The 14,915-nt window shown below is 73.6% G+C and carries 13 protein-coding genes; 4 read left to right on the forward strand and 9 right to left on the reverse strand.

Annotated features, from left to right (window positions below; genetic code table 11):
• Positions 1-89: 89 nt before the first annotated feature.
• From ACFQ8C_RS16605 to ACFQ8C_RS16620, 4 genes are read right to left on the reverse strand one after another with little or no spacing between them, the layout of a single operon-like run.
• Positions 90-1,250 carry an acyl-CoA dehydrogenase family protein gene (locus ACFQ8C_RS16605; RefSeq protein ID WP_383457492.1) on the reverse strand — a complete coding sequence of 387 codons (1,161 nt, stop codon included), beginning with the start codon at positions 1,248-1,250 and terminating at the stop codon, positions 90-92.
• A gap of 8 nt (positions 1,251-1,258) precedes the next feature.
• Positions 1,259-2,200: a hydroxymethylglutaryl-CoA lyase gene (locus tag ACFQ8C_RS16610; protein ID WP_383457496.1), complete on the reverse strand. Its 942-nt coding sequence runs from the start codon at positions 2,198-2,200 to the stop codon at positions 1,259-1,261.
• Positions 2,197-4,122 (reverse strand): biotin carboxylase N-terminal domain-containing protein, encoded by a 1,926-nt coding sequence (locus ACFQ8C_RS16615; RefSeq protein WP_383457590.1) that lies wholly within the window; start codon positions 4,120-4,122, stop codon positions 2,197-2,199. Before ACFQ8C_RS16615 ends, ACFQ8C_RS16610 begins: the two co-directional genes overlap by 4 nt.
• Positions 4,123-4,142: 20 nt before the next feature.
• Positions 4,143-5,750, reverse strand: coding sequence for a carboxyl transferase domain-containing protein (locus tag ACFQ8C_RS16620; protein ID WP_383457499.1), 1,608 nt, complete (start codon positions 5,748-5,750; stop codon positions 4,143-4,145).
• 87 nt (positions 5,751-5,837) lie between these two features.
• Between ACFQ8C_RS16620 and ACFQ8C_RS16625 the strand changes: the two genes are divergently transcribed.
• Together ACFQ8C_RS16625 and ACFQ8C_RS16630 are read left to right on the forward strand one after the other, a co-directional pair.
• On the forward strand, positions 5,838-6,428 hold the full coding sequence (locus tag ACFQ8C_RS16625; RefSeq protein WP_383457502.1) for a TetR/AcrR family transcriptional regulator: 591 nt from the start codon (positions 5,838-5,840) through the stop codon (positions 6,426-6,428).
• Positions 6,429-6,534: 106 nt separating this feature from the next.
• Positions 6,535-7,317 carry a phosphatase gene (locus tag ACFQ8C_RS16630; RefSeq protein WP_383457504.1) on the forward strand — a complete coding sequence of 261 codons (783 nt, stop codon included), beginning with the start codon at positions 6,535-6,537 and terminating at the stop codon, positions 7,315-7,317.
• On the opposite strand, the gene ACFQ8C_RS16635 is transcribed toward ACFQ8C_RS16630, so the two are convergent.
• From ACFQ8C_RS16635 to ACFQ8C_RS16650, 4 genes are all read right to left on the reverse strand, one after another.
• A complete protein-coding gene (locus ACFQ8C_RS16635; RefSeq protein ID WP_383457507.1) occupies positions 7,314-8,255 on the reverse strand; it encodes a cation diffusion facilitator family transporter in 942 nt (313 codons plus the stop codon). The genes ACFQ8C_RS16630 and ACFQ8C_RS16635 overlap by 4 nt on opposite strands.
• Positions 8,256-8,275: 20 nt before the next feature.
• Entirely contained in the window at positions 8,276-9,148 is an 873-nt protein-coding gene (locus ACFQ8C_RS16640; protein WP_383457510.1) for an acyl-CoA thioesterase, read from the reverse strand.
• Complete coding sequence (locus ACFQ8C_RS16645) at positions 9,149-10,306, reverse strand: acyl-CoA dehydrogenase family protein (protein WP_383457512.1); 1,158 nt, start codon at positions 10,304-10,306, stop codon at positions 9,149-9,151.
• A gap of 76 nt (positions 10,307-10,382) precedes the next feature.
• Positions 10,383-11,573, reverse strand: a complete 1,191-nt coding sequence (locus ACFQ8C_RS16650) for a helix-turn-helix domain-containing protein (protein ID WP_383457515.1) — start codon at positions 11,571-11,573, stop codon at positions 10,383-10,385.
• A gap of 164 nt (positions 11,574-11,737) precedes the next feature.
• Here ACFQ8C_RS16650 and ACFQ8C_RS16655 point away from each other — a divergent pair, with 164 nt between their 5' ends.
• Positions 11,738-12,343 carry a hypothetical protein gene (locus tag ACFQ8C_RS16655; RefSeq protein ID WP_383457518.1) on the forward strand — a complete coding sequence of 202 codons (606 nt, stop codon included), beginning with the start codon at positions 11,738-11,740 and terminating at the stop codon, positions 12,341-12,343.
• Here the strand turns inward: ACFQ8C_RS16655 and ACFQ8C_RS16660 are convergent.
• Complete coding sequence (locus ACFQ8C_RS16660) at positions 12,327-13,760, reverse strand: PucR family transcriptional regulator ligand-binding domain-containing protein (protein WP_383457520.1); 1,434 nt, start codon at positions 13,758-13,760, stop codon at positions 12,327-12,329. The genes ACFQ8C_RS16655 and ACFQ8C_RS16660 overlap by 17 nt on opposite strands.
• A gap of 113 nt (positions 13,761-13,873) precedes the next feature.
• Here ACFQ8C_RS16660 and speB point away from each other — a divergent pair, with 113 nt between their 5' ends.
• The gene (gene speB / locus ACFQ8C_RS16665) at positions 13,874-14,839 is read left to right on the forward strand and encodes an agmatinase (protein WP_360603271.1); all 966 of its coding nucleotides are present in this window, start codon (positions 13,874-13,876) and stop codon (positions 14,837-14,839) included.
• Positions 14,840-14,915 lie beyond the last annotated feature (76 nt).

Genomic DNA, 14,915 nt, shown 5'->3' on the forward strand with positions numbered 1-14,915 from the left:
GCCCTCTGGGCATCAGTGACAGACAACGGCGGAATCTTCGGACCCGGACGACTCATGCCCAACTAACGACGAATCTCCGACTCAGGTCACTAGGAGGCGAAGCCCAGTTCGCGGGCGATCAGCATGCGCTGGACCTCGCTGGTGCCCTCGCCGATCTCCAGGATCTTGGAGTCGCGCCACATGCGGGCCACCGGGTACTCGTTCATGAAGCCGTAGCCGCCGTGGATCTGGGTGGCCTCGCGGGCGTTGTCGACGGCGACCGTGGAGGAGTACAGCTTGGCGATGGCCGCCTCCTTCTTGAAGGGCTCGCCCAGGACCAGGCGGGAGGCGGCGTCGCGCCAGCCGATGCGGGCCATGTGGGCCCGCGTCTCCATGTCGGCGATCTTGAACTGGATGGCCTGGTTGTCGCCGATCGGGCGGCCGAAGGCGTGACGTTCCTTCGCGTACTTCACCGACTCGTCGACACAGCCCTGCGCGAGGCCCGTGGCCAGCGCGGCGATGGCGACGCGGCCCTCGTCGAGGATGCGGAGGAACTGGGCGTAGCCGCGGCCCTCCTCGCCCAGGAGGTTCTCCACCGGCACGCGGACGTCGTCGAAGGAGAGCTCGCGGGTGTCCGACGCGTTCCAGCCCACCTTGGAGTAGGGGGCGGCCACGGTGAAGCCGGGGGTGCCGGACGGGACGATGATCGAGGAGATCAGCGGGCGGCCGTCGGGCTTGCGGCCGGTGACCGCCGTGACCGTCACCAGACCGGTGATGTCCGTCCCGGAGTTGGTGATGAAGCACTTCGAGCCGTTGATGACCCAGTGGTCGCCGTCGCGGACCGCCGTCGTGCGGGTGCCGCCCGCGTCCGAGCCCGCGCCCGGCTCGGTCAGGCCGAAGGCGCCGAGCATCTCGCCGGCGCAGAGCTTCGGCAGCCAGGCGCGCTTCTGCTCCTCGGTGCCGAAGAGGTGGAGCGGCATGGCGCCCAGCGAGACGCCCGCCTCCAGGGTGATGGCGACGGAGGAGTCGACCCGGGCCAGTTCCTCCAGGGCGATGCCGAGGGCGAGGTAGTCGCCGCCCATGCCGCCGTACTCCTCCGGGAACGGCAGGCCGAAGAGGCCCATGCGGCCCATCTCGGCGACGATCTCGTACGGGAACTCGTGCCGCTCGTAGTAGTCGCCGATCTTCGGCGCCACCACGTCGTGGGCGAACTGCTCGACGGTGCGGCGCAGTTCCTCGTGCTCGTCGGAGAGCCGGTGGTCGAGGGACATGTCTTTCGTCACTCCTTGTGGGAGAGGGCGCGGACGGTACGGGACGGGCTCGGGCGGCCCAGCTGTTCGGCCATCCACACGCTCGTGGCGGTGAGGGCGGCCAGGTCGACCCCGGTCTCGATGCCGAGGCCGTCGAGCATCCACACCAGGTCCTCGGTGGCGAGGTTGCCGGTGGCGGACTTGGCGTACGGGCAGCCGCCGAGGCCGCCCGCGGAGGCGTCCACGGTCGTCACGCCGTGCCGCAGCGCGGCCAGCGTGTTCGACAGGGCCTGCCCGTAGGTGTCGTGGAAGTGCACGGCGATCCGGGAGACCGGCACGCCGACCTCGGTCAGGCCGGTCAGCAGGGCGCCGACGTGGCCCGGGGTGGCGACGCCGATGGTGTCGCCGAGGCTCAGCTCGTCGCAGCCCATCTCGGCGAGCGCCTTGGTGACGCGGACAGTCTGCTCGACCGGGACGGCGCCCTCCCACGGGTCGCCGAAGCACATCGACAGATAGCCGCGGACCTTCAGGCCCGCCTCTATGGCCCGGATGACGACCGGCTCGAACATGGCGAGCGCCTCGTCGACCGTCCGGTTGAGGTTGGCCTTGGCGAAGGACTCGGTGGCGGAGGCGAAGACGGCGACCTCGCGGGCGCCGAGCGCGAGCGCCCGGTCGAGGCCGCGCTCGTTCGGCACGAGGACCGGGAGGCGGACGGGAAGCTCCCGGACGAGCGGGAACAGCTCCTCGGCGTCGGCCAGTTGGGGCACCCACTTCGGGTGCACGAAGCTGGTCGCCTCGACGGTGGAGAGCCCGGCGGCGGCGAGCCGCCGGACGAACTCCGCCTTCACCCCGGTCGGGACGGCCGTCTTCTCGTTCTGCAGCCCGTCCCGGGGCCCCACCTCGTGGATCCGGACCCGGGAGGGCAGGGACGGGTCGGGGACGGTCATCGGCAGGGGCGTGGGAGGGGTCATTCCGCTGCCTCCTCGCGGGGGGTGACGACGGCCAGGACCTGGTCCATGGCGACGGTCGTGCCGGGCGTGACGTCCAGCTCGGTGACGGTGCCGGCATGCGGGGCCGAGATGACGTGCTCCATCTTCATGGCCTCGACGACGAGCAGGCTCTGCCCGGCCTCCACCTCGTCCCCGACCGCCACCTTCACGACGGTGACGGTGCCCGGCATCGGCGCGGCGAGCGTGTCCGCCCCGCCGTGCCGCGCGCCGGAGAGCGCGGCGGCCACCGGGTCGTGGTCCATGACGTGCCAGGAGTCCCCGTCCCGGCCCAGCCAGGCGCCGGCCCGGCGGAAGGTGTGGGTGACGCCGTCGACGGTGACGGTGACCGAACGGTCCGTCACGCGCGCGCCGCCGGGCGCCGCGACCGTGACGGGTTCGAGTCCCGCCGCCCGGAGGGGGAAGACGAGCGGCTTCGGCGTGCCGCCGAGACGCCAGCCGCTCGGCACGTCGAACGGGTCCGTCCAGCCGTCCCGGGGCTCCGGCGCCAGCTCCGCCCGCCGGACGGCGGCGGCGGCCGCGTACACCTCGTCGGGGAGGCCGTCCGGGACCAGGGACTCCGCGTCCCGCTCGACCAGGCCCGTGTCCATCGCGCCCGACACCACGTCCGGGTGGGCGAGGAGCCTCCGCAGGAAGCCCGCGTTGGTCGGGACGCCGAGGGTCGTGAGCTCCGCCAGGGCCGCGCGGAGCTTGCGCAGGGCCGTCGGGCGGTCCTTCGCGTGGACGATGACCTTCGACAGCATCGGGTCGTAGAGGGACGAGACCTCGGAGCCTTCGAGGAGGCCGGAGTCGGTGCGCACCCCGTCGCCCGCCGGCTCGTGCAGCGCCAGGACCGTGCCGCCGGACGGCAGGAAGCCGCGCGCCGGGTCCTCGGCGCAGATCCGCGCCTCGACCGCCCAGCCGTCGAGCCGGACGTCGTCCTGGCCGAAGGAGAGCGGCTCGCCGGCCGCCACCCGCAGCTGCCACTCGACCAGGTCGAGGCCGGTGATCAGCTCCGTGACCGGGTGCTCGACCTGGAGACGGGTGTTCATCTCCATGAAGTAGTACGCGGACGGGTCCCCGCCCGGGACGATGAACTCGACCGTGCCCGCGCCGACATAGCCGCAGGACCGGGCCGCCTCCACGGCCGCCGCGCCCATCGCCGCCCGGGTCGCCTCGTCGAGGAGGACGCTCGGCGCCTCCTCGATGATCTTCTGGTGGCGGCGCTGGAGCGAGCACTCGCGCTCGCCGAGGTGCACCACGTTCCCGTGCGTGTCCGCCAGGACCTGGATCTCGATGTGCCGGGGCCGGTCGATCCACCGCTCCACCAGGAGCGTGTCGTCGCCGAAGGAGGCCCGCGCCTCCCGGCGGGCCGCCGCGATCTCCTCTTCCAGCACCGTCAGGTCCCGCACCAGGCGCATGCCCTTGCCGCCGCCGCCCGCGCTGGGCTTCAGCAGGACGGGCGCGCCCAGCTCCCGCGCGGCGGAGGCGATCTCCGGGTCGGCGGCGCCGGGCACGACCGGCACGCCGGCCGCCTTCACGGTCTCCTTGGCCCGGATCTTGTCGCCCATGAGGGCGATGGCCTCGGCGGAGGGCCCGATGAAGACGAGGCCCGCCTCCGCGCAGGCGCGTGCGAAGGCCGCGTTCTCCGCGAGGAAGCCGTAGCCCGGGTGGACGGCCTGCGCGCCGGTGCGGCGGGCGGCGTCCAGCAGGGCGGGGACGGAGAGGTACGACTCCGAGGCCGCGGGGGGCCCGATCCGTACCGCCGTGTCGGCCTCCCGCACGTGCCGGGCGTCGGCGTCGGCGTCGCTGTACACCGCCACCGAGCGGACGCCGAGCGCCCGCAGGGTGCGGATGACGCGGACCGCGATCTCGCCCCGGTTGGCGACGAGGACGGTGTCGAACATCTGCTGCATCGTCAGGGTCCTCACATCCGGAAGACGCCGAACTGGGGGTCACCCAGGGGCGCGTTGGCACAGGCGGTCAGCGCGAGACCCAGCACCTGCCGGGTCTCCAGCGGGTCGATCACGCCGTCGTCCCAGAGGCGGGCGGTCGCGTAGTAGGCGCTGCCCTGCGTCTCGTACTGCTCGCGGATCGGCGCCTTGAAGGCCTCTTCCTCCCCGGCGCTCCAGGCGTCCCCGAGCTGGTCGCGCTTGACCGTGGCGAGGACCGAGGCGGCCTGCTCGCCGCCCATGACGGAGATCTTGGCGTTCGGCCACATCCACAGGAAGCGGGGGGAGTAGGCCCGGCCGCACATCGAGTAGTTGCCGGCGCCGAAGGAGCCGCCGACGACGACCGTCAGCTTCGGCACGCGCGTGGTGGCGACGGCGGTGACCATCTTGGCGCCGTGCTTGGCGATGCCGCCGTGCTCGTACGCCTTGCCGACCATGAAGCCGGTGATGTTCTGGAGGAAGACGAGCGGGATCCCGCGCTGGTCGCACAGCTCGATGAAGTGCGCGCCCTTCTGGGCGGACTCGGCGAACAGGATGCCGTTGTTGGCGACGATGCCGACCGGGTGGCCGTGGATCCGGGCGAAGCCGGTGACCAGGGTCTGGCCGTACTCGGACTTGAACTCCTGGAAGCGGGAGCCGTCCACCACCCGGGCGATCACCTCGCGCACGTCGTACGGCGTGCGGGAGTCGACCGGGACGGCGCCGTACAGCCCGTACGGGTCGACCTTCGGCTCCTCGGTCGGCTCGACCTTCCACGGCAGCGGGCCCCGCTCGGGGAGGGTCGCCACGATGTTCCGGACGATCCGCAGCGCGTGGGCGTCGTCCTCCGCGAGGTGGTCGGTGACGCCGGAGATCCGCGAGTGGACCTCGCCGCCGCCCAGCTCCTCCGCCGTGACGACCTCGCCGGTCGCCGCCTTCACCAGCGGCGGGCCGCCGAGGAAGATCGTCCCCTGGTTCCGGACGATCACCGCCTCGTCGCTCATCGCCGGGACGTACGCGCCGCCGGCCGTGCAGGAGCCCATGACGGCCGCGATCTGCGGGATGCCGGCGCCGGACATGCGGGCCTGGTTGTAGAAGATGCGGCCGAAGTGCTCGCGGTCCGGGAAGACCTCGTCCTGCATCGGCAGGAAGGCGCCGCCGGAGTCGACGAGGTAGAGGCAGGGGAGGCGGTTGTCGAGCGCCACCTCCTGGGCCCGCAGGTGCTTCTTCACCGTCATCGGGTAGTAGGTGCCGCCCTTGACCGTCGCGTCGTTGGCGACGATCACGCACTCGCGGCCGCTGACCCGGCCGACGCCCGCGATCACGCCGGCGGCCGGGGCCTGGTCGCCGTACATGCCGTTCGCCGCGAGCGGCGCCAGCTCCAGGAACGGCGAGCCCGGGTCCAGGAGGGTGTCCACCCGGTCGCGCGGCAGCAGCTTCCCGCGCGCGGTGTGCCGGGCGCGGGACTTCTCACCGCCTCCGAGCGCGGCCTCGGCCAGCTTGGCGCGGAGCGTCTCGGAGAGCTCCTGGTGCGCCGCCTCGTTGGCCCGCCAGGCCGCCGAGGCGGGATCCGCCGCGCTCGACAGCACAGGTGCCTGCTGCATCGACCGATCTCCCTTGTTCGGTTAATGAGCGTTAACGTACGGGGTTCAGGTTAACGACCGCTAACCGCATTGTCTAGGATGGAGGGCATGACCACGAGCCCGACGCGGATGGACGCGCCGACCCGCCGCGAGCAGATCCTCAAGGAGGCCGCCCGCCTCTTCGCCGCGCGCGGGTTCCACGGGGTGGGCGTCGACGAGATAGGAGCCGCGGTCGGCATCAGCGGCCCCGGCCTCTACCGGCACTTCCCCGGCAAGGACGCGATGCTCGCGGAGCTGCTGGTCGGCATCAGCGAGCGGCTCCTGGCGGGCGGGCGACTGCGGACCGCCGAGTCGCCCGACGATCCGGCGGCGCTCCTCGCCTCCCTCATCGACGGCCACATCGACTTCGCCCTCGACGACCGCCCCCTCATCACCCTCCACGACCGCGAACTCGACCGCCTCAAGGACGAGGACCGCAAGCGCGTGCGGCAGCTCCAGCGGCAGTACGTCGAACTGTGGGTGGACGTGGTGCGCGCGCTGCACCCCGCGGCGGGGGAGCCGGAGGTGCGGGTCGCGGTCCACGCGGTCTTCGGCCTCCTGAACTCCACCCCCCACCTGGGCACCCCCCTGAGCCGCCCCGCCCTGGAGCACCTCCTGAGGACCCTCGCCCACGGCGCCCTCTCCGCCCTGCCGCGGTAGCGGCCCCGCCGTTCCGTCGTGGGCACGCGTCCCGCCGCGGCGGGACGCGTGCCCAAGGGGCGGCGGGAGCCTCGACGCGGGCCGCGGGAGCGGCAGAATGGCGGGCATGCCGATACTCAGTCGTGACGCCCTCGTCGAGCACCTTCTCCGCAGCCGCATCGCGGGAGACGTGGCCACGCCCCGCGAGAACAACCTGGACCACTACCGCAAGCTCGCCAACGGCGACCGGCACTACTGGCTCGGGATCGAGCTCGGGAACCGGTGGACGGACGAGCAGGACGTGCTGGCCGTGATGGCCGAGCGGTGCGGCGTCGTCGACGACCCGGCGCACCGGGCCGGGCAGGACACCATCGACCCCGAGCTGACCGTCGACGCCCTGGACCGGATGGCCGTCCGGCTGAAGGAGGCCGCCGCCGCCCGGCAGCGCGTGCTGTTCGCGACCGGGCACCCCGGCGCGCTGATCGACGCGCACAGCCGCGTCGCCGCCGCGCTCCGCGCGCAGGGCTGCGACATCGTGCGGATCCCGGGCGGGCTGGTCGCCGACGAGGGGTACGTCGTGCAGTTCGCGGACGTCGCCGTGTTCGAACGCGGCGCCAGCCTCTGGCACACCCACTCGCCGGAGCCGATGAACGCGATCCTCGACGGCCTCGCCCTGCTCGGCGAGGCCGCGCCGGACCTCGTCGTCGCCGACCACGGCTGGGCCGGCCGCGCCGCGCAGCGCGGCATCGACTCCGTCGGCTACGCGGACTGCAACGACCCCGCGCTCTTCCTCGCCGAGGCCGAGGGCACGATGAAGGTGACCGTCCCGCTCGACGACCACGTCGTGGACCCGCGCTTCTACGAGCCGCTGACCGCCTACCTGCTGAACGCCGCCGGACTGCTCGGCTAGGACGACGGGCCCGGGGTCGGGTCCAGGTAGACCCGCCGCACCGAGGGGAAGCGGGCGCGCAGGCGCGCCTCCGCCTGTTCGCAGGCCCGCTCCACCTCCGCCGCCGTCACCACGTCCCGGAAGTCGACCTTCGCGGCGATCAGGACCTCGCCAGGCCCCTGGATCAGGGTGATCAGGTCCAGGACGTCCACCACGTGCGCGACGCCGAGCAGCTCCTCCCGCACCTCCGCCCGCATGGGGCGGGGCAGCGGGCGGCCGATGAGGAGCTGGGCGTTGGCGTGGCCGAGGACCCAGGCGACGTACACGAGCAGGCAGCCGATGAGGATCGAGGCGACGCCGTCCCAGACGCCGGAGCCGGTGATCTGGCCGCCGAGGAGGCCGCCGGCGGCGAGCATCAGGCCGGCGAGGGCGGCCGAGTCCTCGAACACCACGGCCTTGACGGTGGTGTCGGGCGTGAGCCGCAGGTACTGCGCGAACGGCGCCCGCATCCGTTCCGCCTCCGCCTTGACCTGCTTGACGCCGGTCCGCAGGGAGAAGGCCTCCAGGAGGAAGGAGACGGCGAGCACGACGTACGAGACGAGCGGGTCGCCGAGCTCCTCGCCGTGGGTGAGGGTGTGGATGCCGTCGTAGACCGAGAAGACCGCGCCGCCGACGAAGGTGGCGACGGCGGCGAGCATCGCCCACACGTACCGCTCGCCCGCGTATCCGACCGGATGGTCCTCGTCGGCGGGCTTCTCGCTCCGCTTGAGCGCGGTGAGCAGCATGACCTCGGTGACCGTGTCGGCGACCGAGTGGGCGGCCTCCGACAGCATCGCGCTCGATCCGCTGATGACGCCCGCGACGGCCTTGGCGACCGCGATCCCGAGGTTCGCGCCCGCCGCCACGATCACCGTGAAGGTGCTCTCGCCGTTGCCGCCGTTCCCGCCGTTCTCCGCCATGAATCGGACGGTATGTCCGGTCATCGGCGCGGGACGCGAACGACACCCTCCTGGATGACGGAGATCGCCAGGCGCCCGTCCCGGGTCCAGATCCTGGCCTGGCCGAGGCCGCGTCCGCCGGAGGAGGACGGCGACTCCTGGTCGTAGAGGAGCCATTCGTCGGCCCGGAACGGCCGGTGGAACCACATGGCGTGGTCGAGCGAGGCGCCGACCACGTCCCCGACGGCCCAGCCGCCCCGCCCGTGGGCGAGCAGCACCGAGTCGAGCAGCGTCATGTCGGAGACGTACGTGGCGAGCACGACGTGCAGCAGAGGGTCGTCCGCGAGCTTGCCGTTGGTGCGGAACCACACCTGCGAGCGCGGTTCGCGCGGTTCGCCGACGGAGCCCCACGGCGGGGTCTCGCCGTACCGCAGGTCGACCGCCGCGCGGGCCTCGACGAGCCGGCGGGCGACGCTCTCGGGCAGGTGCCGGGGGAGCATCTCCTCGGCGGTCGGCAGCGACTCCGGGTCGGGCGCGGCCGGCATCTCCGCCTGGTGGTCGAGCCCTTCCTCGTACGACTGGAAGGACGCGGAGAGGTGGAAGATCGGCTGCCCGTGCTGGATGGCCACCACCCGGCGGGTGGTGAAGGAGCGGCCGTCCCGGATCCGGTCGACCTCGTAGACGATCGGCGCCCCCGGGTCTCCCGGCACGAGGAAGTAGGCGTGCAGGGAGTGGGCGAGACGGTCGCCGGGGACCGTCCGGCCCGCGGCCACCAGCGCCTGGGCGGCCACCTGGCCGCCGAAGACGCGGGGGACGATCGCGGACCGGGACTGTCCCCGGAAGATGTCCTGCTCGATCCGCTCCAGGTCGAGCAGGGCGAGCAGGTCATCCAGTGCCGAGTGCGCTTCGGGCACTTACAGGCCCATCGACTTGGCGATGATCGACTTCATGATCTCGCTGGTGCCGCCGTAGATGCGGTTGACGCGGTTGTCGGCGTACAGGCGGGCGATCGGGTACTCGTTCATGTAGCCGTAGCCGCCGTGCAGCTGGAGGCAGCGGTCGATGACGCGGTGCGCGACCTCGGTGCAGAAGAGCTTGGCGGAGGCGGCCTCGGCCGGGGTCAGCTCGTGCGCGTCCAGGGCCTCCAGGGCGCGGTCGGCGACGGCCTCGGCGGCGTCGACCTCGGCCTGGCAGGCGGCCAGCTCGAACTTGGTGTTCTGGAAGGAGGCGACCGGCTGGCCGAAGACCGTGCGGTCCGTGACGTACTGCTGGGCGAAGCGGACGGCGGCCTTGGCCTGGGCGTAGGCGCCGAAGGCGATGCCCCAGCGCTCGGAGGCGAGGTTGTGGCCGAGGTAGGAGAAGCCCTTGCCCTCCTCGCCGAGCAGGTCCTCGACCGGGACCTTGACGTCGACGAAGGCGAGCTCGGCGGTGTCGGAGGTGCGCAGGCCGAGCTTGTCGAGCTTGCGGCCGATGGAGTAGCCCTCGGACTTGGTGTCGACGGCGAAGAGGGAGATGCCGAAGCGGCGGTCCTCGGCCGTCGGGGCGGAGGTGCGGGCGCAGACGATCACGCGGTCGGCGTGGACGCCGCCGGTGATGAAGGTCTTGGCGCCGTTGAGGACGTAGTGGGTGCCGTCCTCGGAGAGCTTGGCGGTGGTCTTCATGCCCGCGACGTCGGAGCCGGTGCCCGGCTCGGTCATCGCGAGGGCCCACATCTCCTCGCCGGTGACGAACTTCGGCAGGTAGCGCTTCTTCTGGTCGCCGGTGGCGAGCATCTTGATGTACGGCAGGGCCAGCAGCACGTGCACGCCGGAGCCGCCGAAGGCGACGCCCGCGCGGGAGGTCTCCTCGTAGAGGACGGCCTCGAACTTGTGGGTGTCGAGACCGGCGCCGCCGAACTCCTCCGGCACGTTGATGCCGAAGACGCCCAGCTCGCCGAGCTTGTAGTAGAAGTCGCGCGGCGCCTGGCCGGCCGCGAACCACTCGTCGTAGACGGGAACGACCTCGGCCTCGATGAAGGCCCGGATGGTCTCCCGGAACGCCTCGTGGTCCTCGTCGAATACGGTACGGCGCACGGTGTGACTCCTCCGGTGTGCGAGCCCAGTTGTCTAAGCGCTTGCTCAGTCTGTCGGGTTCGAAGTTACCCAGCGGTCACCCGCCCTGTCCAGACTCCTCGACTGTGATCCAGGTCCGACCCGCGGAGTCGTACCCGTGGACGGGCCCTCCCCGCACCCCGCTCGTCCGGAAGGGCCGCCCGTCCTCGTCCCCGATCCGCACCGTGCCGCTCCTCCCCTCCGCGCTCCACTCCAGCTCCAGGTACCAGCGGCAGTCGCACCCCGCCGTCCGCGCCGAGACCAGCAGCTCCTCCGGGCCGGCGGCGGTGACGGCGTACGGGAAGGAGACGGCGGGGAGCGTCCGCCCCTCCGTCCCGGAGGCGTCGTACCCGTCCAGCGGCCGGGCAACCGGGCGCGGCCGGTCCAGATCCACCGTGAAGCGCCGGGGCGTCACCGCCCCGCCGCACCCGTCGTCCATCCGGTACGCCGCCCACGGCAGCGGCGTCCCCCGCTCCACCACCCGCACGTGCAGCCCCTGCAGCACCACCGCCGCGGCCCCCTTCCCCTGCACCGACACCCGCACCAGCGTCTCCCCGCCGTGCACCGCCCCCTGCGCCACCGCCCACCGCCGCGCGTCGGCGGGCTCCGGCGGGGGAGCGGGCGTCCGCTCCGCGAGATAGGTGTGCCCGCAGCCGTTCCGCCAGAGGTGCGAGGCGACCGTCCACGTCAGCGGCGCCGGTGGTTCGACGGCCCGCTCCCGGGTCTTCCCGGGCAGGAGTACGGCTCCGAGCGTCACCGTCCCCACGACCGCCAACGCCCCGCAGACCACGCCCACCCACCCCCACCGGCGCCTCCGCCGCGCGGACGGGAGGCCCGGCACGCGCGCGTGCACGGGTTCCAGCTCGGACCCGGGCTCCGCCTCCGGGGCCGGCGCGGGCTCCGCCTCCGGGCCGGGCACGGGCTTCGATTCCGGGCCGGGCACGGGCTCCGGCTCCAGGCCCGGCGCGGGCTCCGGCTTCGGCTCCGGTGCCGGAGGGCGGCGGGCGCCGTCCGCGCGGGTCCAGGCCGCCTCCACGGCGCGCCGCTCCTCCTCGTCCGCCCCGCACAGCAGGGCGAGGCGGTCGACCACGGCGAACTCCTCCGGGACGGTCGCGCCGGAGCAGTAGCGGTGGAGGGTGGACGCGCTGACGCTCAGGCGCCGGCCCAGCGCCTCGTAACTCCTCCCGTCCCGCGCCTTCAGCGCGCGCACGAGCCGCGCGAACTCCTCGACGGCGGCGTCCTTCGGCATTCCATCCCCCTCGGCCCTGCGTCCCACCCTTCACGTCCTTGCACGTCAGTGGGGGTGGAATGGTTCCGGGACGGAGGGTGGGCGCGTCACCGTTGCAGGCGGCGGGCGCCGGCGGCCACGCTGGTCGAGCACTGACCGAACGACCCGACGGGGGATCCACCACCATGAGCAAGCTCCGTACCGCGCTCGCCACCGCCGCCGCTGCCGCCCTGGGCCTCGCCGCCCTCGCCGCGGCCCCGGCGCAGGCCGCCGCCCAGCCCGCCTTCCTCGCCGCCTCCCAGATGCCGGCGTCGTCGACGCCGTGGACCGCCACCCGGGTCTTCACCGGCGTCCCGGAGAACGGCGGCGCCCTCTGCGCCCCGTACAAGATCCCGGCGCAGAACACCCGCTACCGCGAGTTCCGCACCGAGCTCGACACCAACGGCGTCCAGATCACCACCGTCGCCCGCACCGAGGCCGACGCCGTGAAGCTGGTCGACACCCTCCGCAAGGCCCTCGCCGGCTGCGGCCCCCTGCTGGAGCGGCAGAACCCGGGCCTGCACGCCGTCAGCGCCTCCCACGGCAAGGTCGCCGTCGAGGAGGGCGCCTGGGTCTACAGCCTGGACACCGCCGACCCGCAGGTCGGCAACACCGACATCCACCTCTTCTCGGTGGGCCGCGACGGCCGGACCGTCACCTACGTCCGCTGGGGCCAGATGGGCGACCTCGCCGACGCCCCCCTGACCGCCTTCCGCACCACGACGAAGACCGCCGTCAACAAGCTCTACTGAGGGCGAACCACAGCTCCATCCGCACGTCCGGATCGTCCAGGTCCCGGTCGAGCAGGACCGCGCAGCGGGCGATCCGCTGGCGGACCGTGTTGCGGTGGACGCCGAGGGCGGCCGCCGTGCGGTCCCAGCTGCCGTGCAGGGACAGCCAGGTCCGCAGCGTCTCGGCCCGCGCCTCGCCGAGGGGAGCGAGGAGCACGCGCGCGTGGGCGGCGGCCTCGGCCGGGTCGACCAGACCGGCCAGGCCGTTCACGCGGTGGCGGACCAGGGGCGTCCGGGCCGCCTCCGCCCGCCGCAGGGCCCGGCCCGCCTGGGCGTCGGCCGCCGGGAGGCCGGCGGCGTCGGCGGGGGCGGAGACGCCGAGGGTCCAGCCCGGCTGGGCGGTCGCGGGCGCGTCCGGCGGCAGCAGGAGCCGCACCGTCGGGCCCGCGTCGACCAGGTCCGTGCCGAGCGCCGCCGCCAGGGTGGCCGCCGCGAAGGGGGTCCCGTCGCCGCCCCGGGCGTGCACCACCGTCCACGGACCGGGGGAGAGGGCGGCGGCCGCCTCCGCGGCCGGGGCGCCGAGCAGCAGCCGGGTCAGGGCCCCGTCCCGTACCGACACGTCCGCGGCCCGGTGCGGGGCGGTCAGCAGCGAGAGGAGCACCACCGCCACGCCCACGACCGTGTGGTCGCCGGGGTCGCGGCGCTCCGTCGCCACGCCCAGGGTGAGCCCGTCGCCACCGCCGAGCGCGTACGCCGCCAGCTTCAGCCCGCCGCCCTCGCCGCTCGCCGACGCCGGGCCGCCCGGGCGGGGGCCGACGACACCGGCGAGCTCCGCCAGGGCCCGCGCCGCCTCCGGGGCCGGCTCCCGGCCGGCCGCCGCCGACTCCGAGCCGTCCGGCCCGTACAGGACCGCCCGGCCGCCCAGCCGCGAGGCCAGCGCGCCGAGCACCGCGGGGACCGGCGCCGGGCGCGCGGCGGCCGTCGCCAGGGACTGCTGGGCCTCCGTGACCCGGCGCAGCTCGTTCAGCCTGGCCTCCGCCATCAGCCGCCACAGCGCCCGCGCCACCGCCGTGAACGGCGTCCGGGGCGGCACCTCGATCAGCGGCAGCCCGTGCCGGACACAGGCCTCCACCAGCTCCGCCGGCACCGTGTCGTACACCGGCGTCACCCCGAAGCCGAGCGCCGCGGCCCCCGCCTCCACCACCCGCTCCACGAACCGCGCCGGGTCCGGCAGCTGCACCCCCGCCGTCATCAGCAGCTCGCCGCCGAGGAGGTACGGGTACGGATCCTCCATCTCCGAGGTGTGCACCCAGTGCAGCGCCACGTCGTCCGGGCCGGCGAGCAGCCGCAGCCCCAGCTCCCGGCGGGCGAGCAGCGCGGCGAGCGGCACCGGCGGTGCCGGAGGAGTGGAGCCGGGCGCCGAGTGCGTCACGAGCATGGTCCCTTCGTACACATCCCGCCCTGACAGTGGAGGAAACGTACACTTCAATGTGGCTTTCGGGCGACTTACGGTCGAGCCGCACCCCGACGACAGCCCAGGAGGCATCGACCATGAGCAGCGACCAGAGCACCCCGCGCGGTCCGATCGACTCGTCCCGCGTCCCGCGGTACGCCGGTCCCGCGACGTTCGCCCGGCTGCCGCGGCTCGACGAGGTCGGCACCGCCGACATCGCCGTGGTCGGCGTCCCCTTCGACAGCGGCGTCTCCTACCGCCCCGGCGCCCGCTTCGGCGGCAACGCCATCCGTGAGGCCTCCCGCCTCCTGCGCCCCTACAACCCGGCGCAGGACGCCTCCCCGTTCGCCCTCGCGCAGGTCGCGGACGGCGGCGACATCGCCGTCAACCCGTTCAACATCAACGAGGCCGTCGAGACCATCGAGGCCGCCGCCGACGAGCTCCTCGGCACCGGCGCCCGCATGATGACCCTCGGCGGCGACCACACCATCGCCCTCCCGCTGCTCCGCTCGGTCGCCAAGAAGCACGGCCCGGTCGCCCTCCTCCACTTCGACGCCCACCTGGACACCTGGGACACCTACTTCGGCGCCGAGTACACCCACGGCACGCCGTTCCGCCGCGCCGTCGAGGAGGGCATCCTCGACACCGAGGCCCTCTCGCACGTCGGCACCCGCGGCCCGCTCTACGGCAAGCAGGACCTGACGGACGACGAGAAGATGGGCTTCGGCATCGTCACCTCCGCGGACATCTACCGCCGGGGCGCCGACGAGGTCGCCGACCAGCTGCGCCAGCGCATCGGCGACCGCCCCCTGTACATCTCCATCGACATCGACTGCCTCGACCCGGCCCACGCCCCCGGCACCGGCACCCCCGAGGCGGGCGGCATGACCTCCCGCGAGCTCCTGGAGATCCTCCGCGGCCTCTCCTCCTGCAACCTCGTCTCCGCGGACGTCGTGGAGGTCGCCCCCGCCTACGACCACGCCGAGATCACGGCGGTCGCCGCCTCCCACACGGCGTACGAACTGACCACGATCATGAGCCGCCAGATCGCGGCGAGCCGATAATTCCCGGGGGTGCCCGGTCCGACCGGGCCGGGCACCCCTCGCGTACGACCGACCACGACGCCCAGGGGAACCCGAA

The sequence above is a fragment of the Streptomyces sp. NPDC056503 genome, from assembly GCF_042794995.1.
GTDB lineage: Bacteria > Actinomycetota > Actinomycetes > Streptomycetales > Streptomycetaceae > Streptomyces.